This is a genomic window from Paenibacillus sp. J22P218, assembly GCF_056269195.1.
On sequence record NZ_JBWDNL010000003.1, the window covers coordinates 333,333 to 351,267 of the forward strand.

Consider the following 17,935-nt stretch of genomic DNA (forward strand, 5'->3'; position numbering starts at 1 on the left):
GGTAGCAAATCAACCTCGCCCCTTCCACCTAAGAGACTTACTATTGAATAACAATTTCAATTTGAAGTAAGCGTGCTAACATTAACACTAATATCGCTGTAATTAAAGGAGATAATAGAAACGCAGAAAATATTAAAATCGTTTTCATTATCATTCTTTCTTTGTGTTTTCTAATCAGCCATATATGAAAAACTACACTTACGATAAAAAATATTGGAGTTGCGACTAATGCAAAAAAATCGCTACTCAACATCCAGATTAATAAAAAACATTCAAAAATCAACAATGGAACCGATAAGATTATCGAAACAATCAAAATGATCTTTCGAATTGTACTCGCCCCTTCCTCATAACTAGAGCCGCCTCTGCTGCTAAATTGTCTTTACTACTATTACTTTATAGATTTGATTCAGAAAATCCTCTATATTAACTCAACACGCCCCCTCTGTCCGTTTATTTAACGCTATCCTTTCCCATTTACTTGCTCACCTGAAAAACAAAAAGCCGCAGCACCAAATTTATGGTACTCGGCTGAAAATTACTCCTATCGACGATTTGGCTAACCCCACAGTAAGCCTCATGGCTTTGATTTACAGATAGACTGAATATTTATTCCCAACGTGTAAGGATAACCGGCCCTTCCTTAGTGATTGCTACCGTGTGCTCGAATTGCGCAGACCAAGCTCCGTCCCTTGTGCGTGCCGTCCAACCGTCTTGCGCAATGTACACATCATCGCGGCCCGCCGTTAAGATCGGTTCGATCGTAATGACCATTCCCTCCTCCAGCATCACACCTGTACCCGGTACGCCGCGATGCTCGACGGTCGGGTACTCATGGATATGTCTGCCGATACCGTGTCCGACGAATGATGTAACAACCTGAAAGCCCTCGCGCTGCGCTCTGGACTGAACGGCGTAGCCGACATCGCCGAGCCGCTTGCCTGGATAGGCTTGCTGAATGCCATCCATCAACGATAGCTTCGCCGCCTTAAGAAGCTTATCTACGGCAGCCGTCGTGCGGCCGAGGACGTACGTCCATGCCGAGTCGGCCTTCCATCCGTCTACATCGGCAACCATATCGATGGTCACAATATCTCCTGCCTCAAGCGGAACGCTATCGGGAAAACCATGGCATACAACATCATTAACGGAGGCGCAAGTGGCAAACGGATATCCTTTATAGCCTTTCTGCGCAGGTGTCGCTCCACGATCCAGCATAAACCTTTCAACGAACCGATCAATCTCCTGCGTCGTCACGCCTGGCGCAATACGCCCTGCAATCGCCTTGTGGCATGCGGCGACGATGCGCCCCGCTTTCCGAATGCCTCGAATATGCTCCTTGGACTTCAACTCCAGTGACATGACTGTGCCTCCTTAAAGTTTATAAAAACGAAACGAAGCATGTAAGCGTGTGTATATGTAAACGATATTCGTTGAAACGCTCCCCCATGACGTCTATTCGTGAACATTTCCCGCTTCCTCCAAAGGTTATGAGGATGCGACAAATAACGGGGCAAGTTGAAGAGTGAGTCCTGGGGCTGTAAGAGCGTATGCGCTCTTACAGCGGTGGAGTAACTGGCTACTTCGGCGTGTAAGGTCAAATATAGCCTTACAGCGTGGGGTTAGGCGGTTGGGCGACTGGGGGAGGTGGAGTGGTGAAAAATTACGACAAACAACAAAAAAGCCTTGCCCGTTCCCAGCAGGAACGGACAAAGCTATATATTCGATACGTGTGCTCAACTGACCGAGGAGTTCATTCTGCCTAACTCGTCTTCAACCAATGTCGTCAATTCATCCTCGTAGCCACCTGTGATCCGGTACTTTCGAATGTAATCCTTCACAAATTTCCGCGGGTCCTTGGGTTGAAAAATTCTCGTGAGTTCTTTCAGGCTTTCCTTGACTTCATTCTGGCTATGTTTCGCCATGAAATCTCCTCCCTTATACGATGGATGGTCGTCCTAAACAGCAATGTACGAGAACGCATGCGGCTTATTCCACCGCAAGACCCCCCTCGGTGCAGGTAACTCCATGGCCAATGAGTCACAATGTTTTAACTTTTCTTACTATTATAACATTTTGGGAACAATTATGAAAGTGAACAATTATTAATCTATGCGATCGGCTTGTTCGGATATCGGCTCGGCAGCGAGCTCCGTATCCGCCGTACGGGCCGAAATCTTTACAGGAGGTGGGATTTCAGCCGATGATTGGGCAGCCGAAGCGAACTTTTCTTTACGAAACATTCTTAAATAAGCGATAACGCCAATGATAGCAACTGCAAGCCCGAACGCCAGCACCAGCATCGTTACCCAACCTTCAACCATGATCCCGCCTCCCTCCTATATATTATTTATCGGATAAAACGGTCCAAATTATTATCGAAAACCCAAATGTTTACGCTTCCATATATTAGGTATTATAACGAATGCCACAATGGTAAGCAAATGATCGCCATTGCCCCTATACGAGTCGATAAGCACCGCTTGCCCAAGCGAGCAGCTTGCCGTCTTCATCCTTAACCTGCCCTTGCAGCGTCAGTGTGCGCTTCGTACGATGCAGCATTTCCGCTTCGCATATCAATAACCCGCCCTTGCTGCTCGATAGGAAATGCGTGTTCATCGTCGCCGTCACCGTTCGTTCATTCGCATGAGCCAGCATAACGACAAGCCCCATCGCATTGTCCATTAACGACATCAGCACGCCGCCATGAACGATGCCTATCAAGTTCAAATGCTGATCACCCGCATCCAAACAGATCGTCGCTTTTTTGCCGTCCGCTTGCACAACCTCGCAGCCAAGCAATCCCCAGAAGGTAGCCTGCGCACGCGCGGCCAGCCGCGTCAAAAGACCGGCATCGCCTGCCTGCTGCACGAACCAATCCTCATCCATGACGCTCCCCCTTCATTCCTTATTGGTTGCCTCTGCCTCTGCCTCCGCTTTCGCTTCCGCTTCCTCCTCCAACAGCCTGCGACGCAACACTTTGCCCACCATCGTCTTCGGCAAACTATCCCGGAACATATATTGGTGAGGCACTTTGTAGGCGGCCAAGCGCTCACGGCACCAGCGATCCAGCTGCATCGGCGAAATGTTCCAGCCTTCCTTCAGAACCAAATACGCTCGAACCGTTTCCCCTCTATACGCATCCTTCACGCCGACAACCGACGCTTCCTTCACGGCCGGATGCTCGAACAGCACCTCCTCCACCTCGCGCGGATAGATGTTGAACCCGCCCGCGATAATGACGTCCTTAATGCGATCCATAATCGTAAAATAGCCCTCTTCGTCCATCGTCGCCAAGTCGCCCGTATACAGCCAGCCATCCCGCAGCGTCTGTGACGTCTCTTCCGGGCGGTTCCAATAGCCCTTCATGACCTGCGGTCCGCGTATGACCAGCTCGCCAAGCGAACCGGCCGGCAAGTGCTCGCCTGTCGCCGGATCGATGACCGATGCTTCCGTATCGGGAAAAGGCAGTCCGATTGTTCCGATCTTGCGCAGCCCCCAGATCGGATTGGCATGGGTGACGGGCGACGCTTCCGTCAAACCGTAGCCTTCGATGAGGCGCCCGCCGGTCAGCGCCTCGAACTGCTCTTGCACCTCAAGCGGCAAGGCGGCCGAGCCGCTGATGCACACATTGATGGAAGAGAGGTCAGTCCGCGGAGCATCCTTGTGGTGAATGAGGGCGACGTACATCGTCGGCGCGCCGGGAAAGATCGTCGGACGCTGCTCCTTGATCGTCCGAAGCACGGTATCCGGCTCGAAGCGCGGCAGCAGCACGAGCGTTCCAGCTCGCAAGACCGACATATTCATAAGGACGGTCAGGCCGAATACGTGGAAGAGCGGAAGCGCCGCGAGAAAACGCTCCTTGCCGTCCTGGGCTTTATAGCACCAGGCTGACGTCTGCATCGTATTGGCGACCAGATTGCGATGCGTCAACATAACGCCCTTCGGCGTTCCAGTCGTGCCGCCTGTATATTGAAGCGCGGCAAGCTCATCCCCCTTCGGCAGCTCGGGGAGCAATACCGTAGAGGACACCGAGCTAAGCAGCTTGCGATAGGCAATGACGCCATCCTTGCCATACTCGATATGGATGCGAATACCGTCCTTGCGCTGCTTGAGCGGGTAGAGTAGATTTTTTGGAAATGGCAGTCCATCCTTAATCGAAGTAATGATGACATGCCGCAGCTGCGGCAACGGTCCGCTCTCCGGTTGCTCGCCGCGAACGCGGGCAATACGCCCCGCCAGCAGATCGAGCGCAATTAGCGCAACGGCGCCGCTGTCGGCAAGCTGGCTCTCGAGCTCCCTCTCCACGTACAGCGGATTCGTCTGTACGACGACGCAGCCTGCGAGCAGGACTCCGTAATACGAAACGACCGCCTGCGGGCAATTGGCCAGCATAATCGCCACGCGTTCGCCCGGCGAGATGCCGAGTCCGACCAGACCTTGCGCAAGCTTAACGGCATCGGCATGCAGCTCGCGGTACGTCATCGTTTTGCCCATGAAATGAACGGCTGTATGATTCGGATAATGATTAACGGCGTTTAAGAGAAATTGGACGATGTTTTGGTCCGGATAATCGAGCGAAGCAGGTATTTCCTCGGGATAGTGACGCAGCCATGGACGCGGAAGCGGTTCGGATACGGCGGAGTGGACGGATTCAGCATCTGCCTGATCGACAGTCGGCTGCTCACTTGGTAGTAGCGGGTCCTGCGGTCCGAGCGGTTCCATTGACGCTCTCCCCCTTTATACGACATAGTGCTCACTTCGGATGACGCGTCCCGCTATTCCCCGCTTCAGCGCGATCGTATCGGCAAGCGGCGCACGCATCAGTTTTTTCAAGACCGATAGTTGCATCTGCAGTCCGTCTCCCTGCTCCATTGCTGCAAGGGCAAGCTTCGCAATCGACTCGAGCCTCTCCATTGATTCCTGCACGAACACTTCCGTCATTGCCGCTGCATGCTCGAATTTGTCCGATACGCCAGCGCCTCCTGCCGTGTTCATTTTCTTCGTCCTAAGCAGCGCACTCTCCATCGCGAACAGCTCGATCATCATATCGGCCAGCGAGCACAAGATCTCCTGCTCCTCCTCAAGCCGAATGCCAAGCTTCTGTACAGCCAGCCCTCCAACGGCGAGAAAAGCTTTTTTACCTTGAGCGATGCGGTACGTTTCCTTGCTGAGCGGCTCGTCGAATGTCGGCAGCGGCATTGGCTGTGTCAGCTCGGCTTGCAAGGCGCGCGCTTTGCGCAGGAGCGGAAGCTCGCCTTTTAGCGCTTTTTTCATCAGGGTGCTCGGTATGAGCATGCGGTTAATTTCATTAGTCCCTTCGAAAATACGATTAATTCGCGAGTCGCGGTATATCCGCTCGACCTTGTACTCCTTGATGTAGCCGTAGCCGCCATGAATTTGGACGCCCTCATCCGCCACGAAGTCCAGCGCTTCCGACGCGAACACCTTCACGATCGAGCATTCCAGCGCATATTCGCTGATTGCCGCCGCAATCCGGCTGCCCGCGTCGGCAGCGCCTTCTCCAGCAACTTCCTCGGCCGACGCCCCGCTTAGCATACCGTCAATCCAACCCGCCGTCCGGTACACCATGCTCTCCAGCACGTACGTCCGAATGTTCATGTCCGCCAGCTTCGCGCCTATAAGCGGATACGAAGAAATCGGCTTGCCGAACTGCTTGCGCTCATTCGCGTATTTGGACGCCAGCTCAATCGTTTCTTTCGAAGCGCCTAGACAGCCCGCGCCAAGCTTGAAGCGGCCGATGTTCAAAATATTGAACGCGATGCGGTGGCCTTTGCCGATCTCGCCTAACACGTTTTCAACCGGCACTGGCACATCCTCGAAAAACAGCGGGCAAGTGGACGAGCCTTTGATGCCCATCTTATGTTCCTCCGGCCCGATGCTGAAGCCTTTCATCCCTCGCTCGACGATAAACGCCGTAAAATATTCACCATCTACCTTCGCGTATACGATGAACAAATCGGCGAAGCCGGCGTTCGTAATGTAGAGCTTCGAGCCATTCAGGATGAAATGCTTGCCGTCCGGCGACAACCGAGCCGTCGTCCTAGCGCCTAATGCGTCCGAGCCGGAAGACGGCTCGGTCAAGCAATACGCCGCGATCCGTTCGCCCGTAGCGAGACTCGGCAAATACTTCTGCTTCTGCGCCTCCGTGCCGAAGAACACGATCGGCAGCGTGCCGATGCCCGTATGCGCGCCGACCGACAAAGCGAAGGACGAAGCGCGAGACAAAGTCTCGGCGAGCAGCGTCGTGCTTACCTTGTCGAGGCCGAGACCGCCATACGCTTCCGGTATGTCCGCGCCGAGCAAGCCAAGCTCGCCCGCTTTCCGCATGAGCTCTACCGTCAGTTCGTAGTTCAGCGCTTCGATATCCGCATCGCGCGGCAAAAGCTCCGCCTCCATGAACTGCCGGGCAGCGTCTCCCATCATGACCTGTTCCTCGTTGAAATCCTCGGGCGTCACGACCGATTCCGGCGTGCTGTCTTCGACGACGAATCTGCCGCCGAAACGTATCGTTTCCGTCATGCCGATGGCCTCCCCTCAATCGTTTTCTTCCTTATTCCGCTTCGCCGTACACTTCAATTACGCCAGCGGCACCCATCCCGCCGCCGACACACATCGTTACGACGCCGATTCCTCCGCCGCGCCTTCGCAGCTCATGAATAAGCGAGACGGTCAGCTTCGTTCCCGTGCAGCCGAGCGGATGGCCGAGCGCAATCGCGCCGCCGTTGACGTTGACCCGCTCGGGATCGATGCCGAGCTGTTCGATGATCGGAACGCATTGCGCGGCGAAAGCCTCGTTCAGCTCGAACAGATCGACTTGTTCGAGCGTAATGCCCGCTTTCGCAAGCGCCTTCGGCACGGCCTCGATCGGGCCGATGCCCATCACCTCCGGCGCAACGCCGGCTACGCTGTAGCCGCGGAAAGCAGCGAGCGGCGCAAGGCCAAGCTCGGCGGCCCGCGCTCGGCTCATGACGATGACGGCAGCAGCGCCGTCGCTCATCTGCGACGAATTGCCCGCGGTGACCGTACCTTCGCGGGCAAAGGACGGCTTGAGCGGGGCGAGCGTCTGGGCCGTCGTCTCTGCTCTGACGCCTTCGTCCGTATCGAAGGTGAAGCTCTTCTCCCACGGCCGACCCGCGTCATTGACGCCCGATCTCGTTGCGAAGATCGGAACGATCTCGTCCTTGAACTTGCCGGCCGCGATCGCAGCCGAGGCCTTCGCATGACTGCTTGCGGCGAATGCGTCTTGCGCCTCGCGCGTCACGCCATAGCGGCGGGCCACCTCCTCGGCGGTGTGGCCCATGCCCATGTATACCTCGGGCATCGAATCCACGATGCCCGGATGCGGCGAGAGCTTGAAGCCGGTCATCGGCACATGGCTCATGGTTTCGACGCCGCCGGCTGCGATGGCATCCGCCTCGCCGAGCCGAATGCGCTCGGCCGCGTAGGCGATAGCCTGCAAGCCGGACGCGCAGAAGCGGTTGACGGTGACAGCAGGCGTCGTCACCGGCAGCCCCGCATATAGCGATAGAACGCGGGCAACGTTAAGTCCCTGCTCTCCTTCCGGCATTGCACAGCCAATAATGACGTCCTCAATCTGCTCAGGCGTTACGCCGGGCGCACGGGCCAGAGCCGCTTGCAGCACCGCACGGCCCATATCCTCGGCCCGCGTCTCGGCAAGGCTGCCTTTCTTCGCCTTGCCGACCGCCGTGCGCACAGCGGACACAATGACCGCATCGCGGTCATGATTGACAAACAACGGTGAATCAGCCGACATCGTTCCCCTCCCCTTTCACTTCGTATAATTCCTTTAATTGCGAAGCGGCTTGCCTGTTCGCAGCATATGGCTCATCCGCTCCTGCGTCTTCCTCTCGCCGCACAGGCTGAGGAAGGCCTCGCATTCCAAATCGAGCAAATATTGCTCGCTCACCGCAGCGTCTGCCCGAACGTCTCCTCCGGCCAGCACATGGCCAAGCTTGCTCGCAATCAGCTCGTCGTGCTCACTAATATGACCGCTTAATCTCATTGCCTGCACGCCTACCTTGAGCACCGCCTTGCCCTCCCGCCCGGCAACCCGTATGCTCTGTTCGGCTGGCGCGACGTACCCGGCGCGGTCAAGCTCCAGCACCGCCCGCTTCGCCTCGGCGATGCGTGCATCCTGCCGCATAATGACCGTATCCTGCGGCCGCATGAAGCCGAGCTTGCCGACCTCGAAGCCGCTCGATGAAGCTTTGGCCAGCGCAATCGTCTCGAACAGCGCGTTCAATTGCGGCTGCAAATCTGCTCCGGTTGCCGTTCGCGAAGCTGCAAGCGCCGCCGCTTCCTTGCTGCCGCCGCCAGCGGGAATGAGGCCGACCCCCGTCTCGACGAGTCCGAAGTAGGTCTCCGGAGAGTAAATAATCCGGTCGGCAGGCAAGCACGCCTCCACGCCTCCGCCTAGCGTCATCCGATGCGGAGCCGCGACGACAGGACGATCAAGCCGCTTAAGCTGCAGCATGCTGCTTTGGAAATAGCGGATGATATCCTCCACCTCATCCCACTCCCCGTTCTGCGCCTCCATCAGCAGCAGCATGAGGTTGGCGCCGACACAGAAGTTGCGGCCTTCATTAGCTATGACCAGGCCGCGCCAATTGCTGGCGACCTCCGCCGCGCTAAGGCGGATCGCCGACAAAATATCGCCGCCGATCGCATTGTTCGGCGAATGAAACTCCAGACAGGCGACATCATCGCCAAGGTCGATCAAGCTCGCGCCGGACGTAGCAAGAATCGTTCGACCGGACGCTTTTAACGCGGTTAAGGAAATCGATTCCGATTCCCGTTCTTCCAGTTTATAGGATGTGCCCGCTGCGTATGACCGAATATTGTCCTCTTCCTTGTAGAAGCTCTCATGTCCGGCTTCCAGCAGCTCCGTCACCCAAGCAGGAACGTCATCCCCCTCCGCCTTCATGCGCGCTACCGACTCGCGCAGTCCGATCGCATCCCATAACTCGAACGGCCCGAGCTCCCAGTTGAAGCCCCAGCGCATCGCGCGATCCACGTCTGCAATGGAGTCGGCGATCGCATGAAGCTGCGCCGCCGAGTATAGCAACGTCCGCTTAACCGTTGACCACGCGAACTTCGCATAACGGTCGGACGGATTGGTGCGCAGCAGCGCGCGCACTTTCGCCGCTGCTCCCTTGGCCGACTTCGACGCATCAATGATCGGCGAGCTCACCGATCGCTGTGCTCCATACTCCATCGTGCTAAGATTCAGCGATTCAATAACGCTGCCTCCCGCCCCCTTCACTTTGCGGTAGAAGCCCGCTCCCGACTTCTCGCCAAGCCGACCAACGGCAACCAGCTTCTCCAGCAACGGCGGCCGTGCAAAGACCGCTTGCTCCGCCGCATCCTCGCTCCGCTCCCTCACATTGTCGACGACATGGAGGAGCGTATCGAGTCCGACGAGGTCCAGCATGCGGAACGTCGCCGTCTTCGGCCTCCCCATAGCCGGTCCGGTGAGTGCATCCGCTTCCTCTACCGTCAGCTCAAAGGCGAGCGTATCCTCAAGCGTGACGAGCATGCCATAGGAGCCGATCCGATTAGCAATAAAATTAGGCGTATCCTTCGCAATGACGACGCCTTTACCCAGCCGTTTCTCGCATATGTCCTTAAGCAGCGCTACTACGCCGGCATCCGTGCTTGCCGTTGGCACGATTTCAACGAGCTTCATATACCGCGGCGGGTTGAAGAAGTGAGTCGCCGCGAAGTGACGGCGAAACTCCTCGCTAAGTCCCGCAACCATCGCCCCTGCCGACAAACCGGACGTATTCGTGCTCACCAGCGTGCCAGGCCTGCGTACCGAAGCAATGGCTGCAAGCACTTCACGCTTCACATCAAGCCGTTCGACAACGGCCTCAATGATCCAATCCGCATCTCCGAGCGCCGCCAGATCATCCTCCAGATTTCCCGGCTTAATCCGTGTTACCCAAGCGGCATCGTAGAGCTGTGCCGGCTGTGCCTTCGCCATGCGGGCAACGGCAGCCGCTGCCAATCGGCTGCGCACCTTAGCATCGGCAAGCGTAAGCCCCTGCCGCTCCTCCTCCGCCGTCAGTTGCCGCGGTACGACATCAAGCAGCAGGACGCGCATGCCCGCATTCGCCAGATGGGCGGCAATACCTGCCCCCATTACACCTGAGCCGATAACGGCCGCGGAACGGATGGATGCGGCGGTTTTTGGCAGCCCTTGCCCTTTTGTAGACATAGCCTGAATCCTCCCCTCATGCTTCAGAAAGTTGTAACTAGCAGCAGATCACATTCGCTCCATATTCCGTTGCAGATTATGCAACAGAATGGCTTACCATCGCCACCAGTGATTGACTCCGTTGTACAAAGTGCAACTGATTCTCCGATATCAGCTCGAATGCAGCACTTAACGCATGGGTCAGTTGCAAAAACTGCAACGACGCCGACTAAATCACGCTCCTCAAACCCGTTCTGTTGCAGTTTCTGCAACGTGGAACGACAATCAAGCGATCAGTGAGTGTCCATCGAGCAGAGCACCTAACCATAGACGAACTAGCCCACTTTTTTCCGCGGAAGCGCACATTTCAACAAATTTCCTTTATTCGCCGAACACACTCTCCGCCAGCAGCTCCGCCACGTCCCTTGCGCGCACAATTCCACCGTCATCGTCGTCCGTCAGCGACTTGAGCCCATCCTCCATCATCGTCAGACAATACGGGCATGCCGAGCTGATGACGGTAGGCTTTACCGCCAGCGCCTGCGCCGTGCGGGCATAGTTGACGCGAGTGCCTGAGCGTTCCTCCATCCACATCATTCCGCCGCCGGCGCCGCAGCACATTCCGTTCGCTCGCGAACGCTCCATCTCCTTTAACGCAACGCCAGGTATGGCGCGCAGCACATTTCTCGGCGCTTCATACGTATTGTTATAACGTCCGAGGTAGCAGGAGTCATGATAAGTTATCGTCTCATCAAGCTCATATACGGGTTTGATCGTCCCCTCTTCCACTAGTTGCGCCAGCAGCTCCGTATGATGCTCGACCTTCACATTTGGACTTAAGCCAAAGTCGGGATATTCGTTTTTGAACGTGTTATACGTATGCGGGCATGCCGTTACGATTCGATTAATGCCGTATTTGGCCAGCGTCTCAATATTGCCCTGACACAGCTCTTGGAACAGCAGTTCATTGCCAATCCTTCTTGGCGTATCGCCCGAGTTGCGTTCCTCCGCGCCAAGCGTCGCGAAATCTACTTTTGCAGCGTGCAGCAGCCTTACGAGATCGAACAGCACGCGCCTGCTGCGTGAATCATATGCCCCCATCGAGCCCGCCCATAAAAGAATTTCCGGCATATGGCCTTGCCGCTTCAGCTCCTGCATCGTCGGCACGCGAATGCCGGTTTTTCGCTCGCATTCGTCAATCCAGGCAGCGCGCTCGGCGCGAGGCAGCCCCCATGGATTGCTCTGCCGCTCGATATTTTGTAGCGCTCGCTGACCGTCAGACGGCAAGCTTCCTTCCATTAATACAAGATAGCGGCGCATATCGATAATTTTGTCGACAAGCTCGTTGCCAACCGGGCATTGCTCCTCGCAATTGCGGCAAGTTGTGCAGGCCCATAGCTCCTCCTCGGTCATCACATCCCCGATCAACGCCGCGTCCTCCGGCTTCACGCCGTCGCGCTTCACCCATGCCTGCTCCTGTGCCGCCATCGTCGGCTCAATCGTCGTCGCGCCAACCGACAGAGCAGCATCGTCCCAGGAAGGGAGAACCGCCCCCATCGTATGAGCCGCAGCGGACGTTTCCCTAGACTGCCACAGCCCAGCAGGCATCCAAGGCGATTTGGACGTAATGGCCGCTCCCTTCTCGGTCAAATGATCTCTTAGCTTTACGATCAAATGCATCGGCGAAAGCAGCTTGCCGGTGCTGGCAGCGGGGCATACGTTCGTACATCTTCCGCATTCGACGCAGGCATACAGATCGAGCAGCTGCTTTTGCGTAAAATGTTCGATTTTGCCCGAGCCGAACGATTCCGCCTCCTCGTCCTCCAGATTGAGCGGCGTCAGCCGTCCATGCGCATCTCCTCTCCGATAAAGCAAATTAACAGGAGCCGTCAACAGGTGAAAATGCTTCGACTGCGGCACATAAACAAGGAAGCCCAGCAGCACTAGAAGATGCGTCCACCAAAACAGCTCAAACCCCACATCCGCCATCGCGCTGTGCGGCTGAACCCCCATCCATTGCAACGCAATGGATAACGGCTCACTTACAGGCGCATACACATCGGACACGACGTGTCCCTCGCTTGCCAGCCTCTCGAACGATAAGGAGAGCAGGATCGACAGCATAAGCGACCCGATGAACCACATGACCAGCGACGGCTTCCAGCCCCGCTTCAACCGCGGAAGCTTCTCTCCATACCGCCTGAACGCTCCGTACAAAACAGCGAGCAGCACGAGCGACACCGTCAGCTCCTGCATCCATGAGAATGGACCGTACACCTGCCCTGGGATCGGCAGCGGTTCGCCGCCTCTCAGCCCCTTGGCAATGAGGTCGACAGCTCCGAATTGGAGCAAGATGAAGCCGTAAAAATAAACAAGATGCATCAAGCCGCTCCGCAAGTCCCCCAGCAGCCTGCGATGTCCAAATACGTGAGCAAAGAAGCTGTTGTTGTTGTCGTTGTCTCGTCTCGGACGGTAACGAATGAAATGGTACGGGACGCCCAGCCTCATATAGCCTACGCGCCTTAATACGACGACAGCGAACATCGCAACCGCCAATACGACAAGCGCTGCAAAAAAGATCCATCTCGAGGCGGTCGCAATCTGCTCCCAGCCCCAAGCGCCGTTTAGCGTCATAAGTCGCCCCCTTTCTGTTCCGGTACAGCTTAGCGCAATGAAATGGGACAAGTAATAAAGCGCTTACATAAATAGCCGCGGTGCTCCATGTATATGAGCCTCACGGCGCGAACATGCAGGTGAAACGTCATTTGCCTGCGGTCTATTCATCTTCGCGAATACATATGGTAGCAATGATGGGACAATGCCGAGGGCCGATATGGGATAAGCAATGTTCGGCTTTGCCGCTTGCATATGAACGGCTGCTGCCGTCCTCATGCGGCAGCGGCGTGTCTAATACAGGAATAAGCGAGGGGAGCTTCAATGCTAAAGATCGTGGTGCTGCTCAAGCAAACATTCGATACCGAGGAAAAAATCATCGTAACAGGCGGAGGCATCGATGACAGCGCGGCCAAGTTCATTATTAATCCTTACGACGAGTATGCGCTCGAAGAGGCCATTCGGCTGCGGGATCAGCATGGCGGACAGGTCATCGCCGTCACCTGCGGACCAGAACGGACGCAGGATGCGCTGCGTACGGCGCTTGCCGTTGGTGCAGACGAAGCGATCCGCTTAAGCGATGACGGAAGCTTGGGCGATGACGGCTATGCGGCCGCATCCGCACTAGCTGCGCTTGTACAGCCGCTTGAGCCCGATCTCGTGCTGGCGGGCTTGTTCGCGGTTGACAGCGGCGCCGGCAGCGTAGCGCTGCAGGTCGCAGAGCGTCTTGGCCTGCCGCACGCTTCCGCGGCGGTCAAGGTAAGCATTATCGCCGCGGCGGAGCGTGCGGGCTTACGCGCAGCGCTCAATGAAGTTGACTGCGAGGCCGAGCGCTACGCGTTAGTCGAGCGTGACGTCGAGGGCGACACCGAGACGATAACGATCCCGCTGCCGGCGCTTATTACAGCCCAGCAAGGACTGAACGAGCCGCGCTATCCGTCATTGCCGGGCATTATGAAGGCGAAGCGCAAGCCGCTCCGAACGGTGGCTCTGTCCGAGCTGGCTATAAGTATTGAGGCAAGGACGGTACGCTCCGGGCTATCCGCTCCTCCTCCCCGTGCTTCGGGCAAGACGCTCGCGGGCACTCCCGCCGAGCAAGCCGCAGCGCTGACCGAGCTGCTGCGGACAGAGGCGAAGCTGCTTTAAATTATCGTGCAAAGGAGTTGCCTACCTATGTCTAGAACGATACTCGTTTTTGCCGAGAGCCGCAGCGGCAGCCTGCGCCGCGTCGCGCTTGAGGCGCTCGGCGCCGCAAGGCGCCTGGCAGGCAAGGACGGCGAGGTCCACGCCGTTCTCACCTGCTTCGGCGGCGCGGCGGAAGAAGCCGCCGCGCTCGCTGCGCGGGGGGCGGACGTCGTGCACATTGCCGACGATCCTTCCCTCCGCGCTTATGCGCCCGAGGCGTACATCGCCGCCATCGGCGCCGCCATTGCCGCTGTGCGGCCGGATGCGGTGCTGCTCGGCCACACCGCCATGGGGCGCGAGCTCGCGCCCCGAGTGGCCGCGGCCCTTGGCGCCGGCCACATCGCCGACGTCACCGCCATCGAGGCTTCCTTCGATGGCGGCGACGTCAGCTTCATCCGCCCGCTCTACGCCGGCAAGGCGTTCGAGCGGCGCAGCTTCGTGCCGGGCAGACCGTGGGTCGTCACGGTCCGCCCGAACAACCTGCCTGCGGCCGAGCCGCTGGATGCGGCCGCTGGCCATACGGCTGCCGTGAAGGAACTCCCCTTCACGGTGCCGCCGCTTTATACCGCCGTGCGCGGACTCGTCCGCCGCACGAGCGGCCAGCTCGATCTCGCCGAAGCCGACGTCGTCGTTTCCGGCGGGCGAGGCGTGCGCAGCGCAGCGGGCTTCGAGCCGCTGCATGCGCTCGCGTCCGTGCTCGGCGGCGCAGTCGGTGCCTCCCGCGGCGCCTGCGACGCAGGCTATTGCGACTATGCCCAGCAAATTGGGCAGACCGGCAAAGTCGTCACGCCGCAGCTCTATATCGCCTGCGGCATCAGCGGCGCCATCCAGCACCTGGCCGGCATGAGCCAATCGCGCGTCATCGTCGCCATCAACAAAGACCCCGACGCGCCTATCTTCGGCGTCGCCGACTACGGCATCGTAGGCGACCTCTTCGAAGTCGTGCCGCTGCTAACCGCCGAACTCCAACGCGCTCGCGCATAAACATCGACACCTTTTAACCCCTTTAGCACACTCTCCCCTCTACTCAGGAATAGAAATCTTCCTGAACTAGAAGGGAGAGTGCTCCCTCTTACCATCACCGTAACACTGCTCCGCCTACTCCCTATGCTTGGTCAACTATACGCTTTTATCCCTTTATCACACTCTCCCTTCTACTCAGAAACCATGCGCCTGCCTGCTTCCGTCCCATCTTTATTGCCCCTTCTAACGTTCGTCCTGATCTAAAGGGAGAGTGAGATAATGCCGATTTTAGCCTTGCCTCCTCTTCTTCCTGACCTAACGGGAGAGTGCGATAAAGCCGATTTTAGAGCTTCCTTCATTTCCACAGCCCTAGACTCTACAAAACAAAAAAACAGCAAAGCTAGGTATTCCCTTGAGATGCCGGCTCGGATTGAGCTCTGGCTTTCGTACAAGGAACAGCTAGATTTGCCGTTTCATATTTCGTATCGTTCGTTCGTTCGTTTGTTTATGCGTAATCGATTCGGATTTCCCGGATGCAGTCGGGTGACTCGAAATATTCGTCGTGGACCGCGTTAGTGACGGGGTAAGCGCGCATCAGATAGGTATCCATTGCTTCCAAGTGCTTCCGTAAGCCGGCGAATTCCGTCAGCTTCGGATCGAGCCAATCTTCAATTCCTTCTTCATCTAAAATAACGGGAACGCGGGGCTGCCATACTGACATCGCTCCCGAAGAGGCCGCTGTAATGATGGTGAAGGCGCGAACCTCTTGTCCTCTCGTATCCTTCCACGAATCATATATAGCAGCGACGCCGAATATCGGTTGATTCGGGAGGACAACATGCATCGCCCTGGGGTCACGCTCCTGCCCGATTTGTTTGCGGCCGAAGAAGCCGCTGCAAGGCAAGACGCAGCGCTGCTTGCGAAGCATCCGGTCCAAAAACGGCTTTTGAGACAACGTCGTATGATCGGCATTCACCGAATCCTTCGCCCAAAACGGAAATAGCCCCCATCTCGACTCCTGCATCGTGCGTTGTCCAAAGCGATCGTTCATCACAATCGACACGTTCTGCGTCGGCGACACGTTGAACCGATTCGTATACCCCCGAACGACTTTACTTACTTGAAACATCTCCACCATTTCGCCAATTTCTCCCGTTAACGAAAACCGTTCAATCATCGAGCACTCTCCTTCAGCGTTGTTGAAACCAGTTTTTGTTAGCTGAAGGAAAATTATTCATGAACATCGTTAACTACTACATTGTGAATCGCTTGCGGAATTTGAGCGGCGGCATGCCTGTATTGGAGGCGAACAGCCGCGAGAAATGCGGCGTCTGTCGGAAGCCCGTTTCCTCCGCTACGCGAGCGATCGTCCAGTCCGTCTTAATGAGCAGCAGCTTGGCCTGATCCAAGCGATAATACAGCAAATATTGCTGCGGGGTACAGCCGAACACCTCAGTCATGGAGCGTGTAATGTAATTCGTATGAAGCTGCAGCACCTCGCTCAGCATCGTATTGCTGATCGGATTGCGATAATTAAGCTTCAAATATGCGGCAGCCCTCTCCGCGACGGACACAGCAGCCTTCGCCGCATCCGAGCGCCAGCCCTCGTCAAGCATTTGCAGCAAATGCAGAAACCGTTGCTGACGATCCCAGAAAGCGCCATGCGACGAGCTCTTGGCCGCCTCATGCAGTTGGGAGAATATAACCTTAGCTTCATCCGGATACGTAAGCTTCATATGCTTCGGCAGCCTGATTGCATAAGTGTAATAGTCGCCTCGGAGCGAGCCCGACTGACTGCCCTCCGTCTCTTCCCACGCGCCGACTGTCTGAAAATGAACCCAGTCAAACACCGTATTTTCCGAGCAAGGCTTCGTTGAATAATGCCAACGATCGGGGCGCAAGATGAGCACGTCTCCCGGACCTAGCGTCCATCTGCGATTTTCTTCGGCTACATGAAGCGACCCCTCATTTACAAATAACAAATCAAATACGCCTAAGTTGGAACGATTCGGATGCTCCTCGCCAACTCGATAGGTTAATCGATTCGATTCTATAAAAAATGGCAGCGGCGGCGAACGAAATGTTAGCAATAATTCCTCTGTCAACCTGATCTCTCCCATTAGCTTCTTATATGACCCTTGCAACTACTGCCATGTTACTTGAAATCGGATTCAATTGTCTATAACAAACAACAAATAAGCAGGTTAAGAATTATCCCGTCGGGATTGCTCTTAACCTGCTTCTTCTCGTATCCTCAATTAGCTTGACCCGCATCTATCAGCGGCAACAGACTTTTGGCTAGGCTCATGTAGTCTAGCGATTGCAAGAGTGTAGCTTTATCGGGATGATACACGTGTTTTTTTCCGTTATGCAAAGACAAAATCTCAATTGAAGCTGGAAGACACTCGAATGCATGCGCACATAACACCGTTGTCATGTGGAAGAACGTGGAGACCGTTGCTTCATTTGCTTCAAAAACGTACTTTTGAACCTTGTAGCCGTTCGCAGCCGAATCAAGGCTATTTTCCTCGACAATAAGCTGAATAATTTGCGAGAGCTCCATGTCTATAGATGGTATATAGACGCTAAACTGCTCGAAACAAACGATCGGTTCGCAGGCTCGGTTCTCTCCTGTGAGAAACGCTGCTAGTTGCGAAATCACTTGCTGCTTCGTTTGCAAAAAATGCTCATTGGAATGGAACTTATAATTGCGATTACTCCACCGCCGCTCAATAATAGCCGCTATCGACTGCTCTGTTCGAGCTTCTATTGGAAGCGTGTAGAACTCGTTCACGCAATGACTGGCCGCATATTGGACCAACTGCTGCCAAGTCACATCCCGCTCCCGCTCGCTGTTGCGGCGAGGATTGCGAAGCAGCTCCTCCAGCTTGTAATCCTCTAACCGCAATACCTCATGTGTCTGACTCATCGGAA

The 17,935-nt window shown here is 56.1% G+C and carries 14 protein-coding genes; 2 read left to right on the plus strand and 12 right to left on the minus strand.

Annotated features, from left to right (window positions below; genetic code table 11):
* Positions 1 to 609: 609 nt before the first annotated feature.
* The 9 genes from map to AC0YN0_RS16170 all read right to left on the minus strand — a co-directional run bounded on the left by map (position 610) and on the right by AC0YN0_RS16170 (position 12,874).
* Complete coding sequence (gene map, locus AC0YN0_RS16130) at positions 610 to 1,362, minus strand: type I methionyl aminopeptidase (protein ID WP_475822167.1); 753 nt, start codon at positions 1,360 to 1,362, stop codon at positions 610 to 612.
* Between the two features lie 374 nt (positions 1,363 to 1,736).
* Entirely contained in the window at positions 1,737 to 1,925 is a 189-nt protein-coding gene (locus AC0YN0_RS16135) for a hypothetical protein (protein WP_307206031.1), read from the minus strand.
* A 180-nt stretch (positions 1,926 to 2,105) separates the two neighbouring features.
* Positions 2,106 to 2,324, minus strand: coding sequence for a hypothetical protein (locus tag AC0YN0_RS16140; protein WP_442048163.1), 219 nt, complete (start codon positions 2,322 to 2,324; stop codon positions 2,106 to 2,108).
* Positions 2,325 to 2,460: 136 nt separating this feature from the next.
* Positions 2,461 to 2,889, minus strand: coding sequence for a PaaI family thioesterase (locus AC0YN0_RS16145; protein WP_442048162.1), 429 nt, complete (start codon positions 2,887 to 2,889; stop codon positions 2,461 to 2,463).
* A 12-nt stretch (positions 2,890 to 2,901) separates the two neighbouring features.
* On the minus strand, positions 2,902 to 4,725 hold the full coding sequence (locus AC0YN0_RS16150) for a long-chain-fatty-acid--CoA ligase (RefSeq protein ID WP_475822168.1): 1,824 nt from the start codon (positions 4,723 to 4,725) through the stop codon (positions 2,902 to 2,904).
* 15 nt (positions 4,726 to 4,740) lie between these two features.
* Entirely contained in the window at positions 4,741 to 6,543 is a 1,803-nt protein-coding gene (locus AC0YN0_RS16155) for an acyl-CoA dehydrogenase family protein (RefSeq protein ID WP_475822169.1), read from the minus strand.
* Between the two features lie 31 nt (positions 6,544 to 6,574).
* Positions 6,575 to 7,798, minus strand: coding sequence for an acetyl-CoA C-acyltransferase (locus tag AC0YN0_RS16160; protein WP_475822170.1), 1,224 nt, complete (start codon positions 7,796 to 7,798; stop codon positions 6,575 to 6,577).
* Between the two features lie 33 nt (positions 7,799 to 7,831).
* The gene (locus AC0YN0_RS16165; protein WP_475822171.1) at positions 7,832 to 10,261 is read right to left on the minus strand and encodes a 3-hydroxyacyl-CoA dehydrogenase/enoyl-CoA hydratase family protein; all 2,430 of its coding nucleotides are present in this window, start codon (positions 10,259 to 10,261) and stop codon (positions 7,832 to 7,834) included.
* 360 nt (positions 10,262 to 10,621) lie between these two features.
* Complete coding sequence (locus tag AC0YN0_RS16170; RefSeq protein ID WP_475822172.1) at positions 10,622 to 12,874, minus strand: heterodisulfide reductase-related iron-sulfur binding cluster; 2,253 nt, start codon at positions 12,872 to 12,874, stop codon at positions 10,622 to 10,624.
* A gap of 303 nt (positions 12,875 to 13,177) precedes the next feature.
* On the opposite strand from AC0YN0_RS16170, the gene AC0YN0_RS16175 reads away from it, so the two are divergent.
* Positions 13,178 to 13,999 carry an electron transfer flavoprotein subunit beta/FixA family protein gene (locus AC0YN0_RS16175; RefSeq protein WP_475822173.1) on the plus strand — a complete coding sequence of 274 codons (822 nt, stop codon included), beginning with the start codon at positions 13,178 to 13,180 and terminating at the stop codon, positions 13,997 to 13,999.
* Positions 14,000 to 14,026: 27 nt separating this feature from the next.
* On the plus strand, positions 14,027 to 15,022 hold the full coding sequence (locus AC0YN0_RS16180; protein ID WP_475822174.1) for an electron transfer flavoprotein subunit alpha/FixB family protein: 996 nt from the start codon (positions 14,027 to 14,029) through the stop codon (positions 15,020 to 15,022).
* Between the two features lie 484 nt (positions 15,023 to 15,506).
* Here the strand turns inward: AC0YN0_RS16180 and AC0YN0_RS16185 are convergent, their stop codons facing one another.
* The 3 genes from AC0YN0_RS16185 to AC0YN0_RS16195 all read right to left on the minus strand — a co-directional run bounded on the left by AC0YN0_RS16185 (position 15,507) and on the right by AC0YN0_RS16195 (position 17,930).
* Positions 15,507 to 16,178, minus strand: coding sequence for an SOS response-associated peptidase (locus AC0YN0_RS16185; RefSeq protein ID WP_475822175.1), 672 nt, complete (start codon positions 16,176 to 16,178; stop codon positions 15,507 to 15,509).
* 76 nt (positions 16,179 to 16,254) lie between these two features.
* On the minus strand, positions 16,255 to 17,106 hold the full coding sequence (locus tag AC0YN0_RS16190; protein ID WP_337104075.1) for an AraC family transcriptional regulator: 852 nt from the start codon (positions 17,104 to 17,106) through the stop codon (positions 16,255 to 16,257).
* 149 nt (positions 17,107 to 17,255) lie between these two features.
* Positions 17,256 to 17,930 carry a hypothetical protein gene (locus AC0YN0_RS16195; protein ID WP_475822176.1) on the minus strand — a complete coding sequence of 225 codons (675 nt, stop codon included), beginning with the start codon at positions 17,928 to 17,930 and terminating at the stop codon, positions 17,256 to 17,258.
* Between the last annotated feature and the right edge of the window lie 5 nt (positions 17,931 to 17,935).

Bases quoted from the DNA above. Each gene is read 5' to 3' on its own strand.
- AC0YN0_RS16195 (WP_475822176.1), bottom strand. From the start codon at position 17,930: ATGAGTCAGACACATGAGGTATTGCGGTTAGAGGATTACAAGCTGGAG.
- AC0YN0_RS16185 (WP_475822175.1), bottom strand. From the start codon at position 16,178: ATGATTGAACGGTTTTCGTTAACGGGAGAAATTGGCGAAATGGTGGAG.
- AC0YN0_RS16145 (WP_442048162.1), bottom strand. From the start codon at position 2,889: ATGGATGAGGATTGGTTCGTGCAGCAGGCAGGCGATGCCGGTCTTTTG.
- AC0YN0_RS16180 (WP_475822174.1), top strand. From the start codon at position 14,027: ATGTCTAGAACGATACTCGTTTTTGCCGAGAGCCGCAGCGGCAGCCTG.
- AC0YN0_RS16170 (WP_475822172.1), bottom strand. From the start codon at position 12,874: ATGACGCTAAACGGCGCTTGGGGCTGGGAGCAGATTGCGACCGCCTCG.
- AC0YN0_RS16165 (WP_475822171.1), bottom strand. From the start codon at position 10,261: ATGTCTACAAAAGGGCAAGGGCTGCCAAAAACCGCCGCATCCATCCGT.
- AC0YN0_RS16135 (WP_307206031.1), bottom strand. From the start codon at position 1,925: ATGGCGAAACATAGCCAGAATGAAGTCAAGGAAAGCCTGAAAGAACTC.
- AC0YN0_RS16175 (WP_475822173.1), top strand. From the start codon at position 13,178: ATGCTAAAGATCGTGGTGCTGCTCAAGCAAACATTCGATACCGAGGAA.
- AC0YN0_RS16155 (WP_475822169.1), bottom strand. From the start codon at position 6,543: ATGACGGAAACGATACGTTTCGGCGGCAGATTCGTCGTCGAAGACAGC.
- map (WP_475822167.1), bottom strand. From the start codon at position 1,362: ATGTCACTGGAGTTGAAGTCCAAGGAGCATATTCGAGGCATTCGGAAA.
- AC0YN0_RS16140 (WP_442048163.1), bottom strand. From the start codon at position 2,324: ATGGTTGAAGGTTGGGTAACGATGCTGGTGCTGGCGTTCGGGCTTGCA.
- AC0YN0_RS16160 (WP_475822170.1), bottom strand. From the start codon at position 7,798: ATGTCGGCTGATTCACCGTTGTTTGTCAATCATGACCGCGATGCGGTC.
- AC0YN0_RS16150 (WP_475822168.1), bottom strand. From the start codon at position 4,725: ATGGAACCGCTCGGACCGCAGGACCCGCTACTACCAAGTGAGCAGCCG.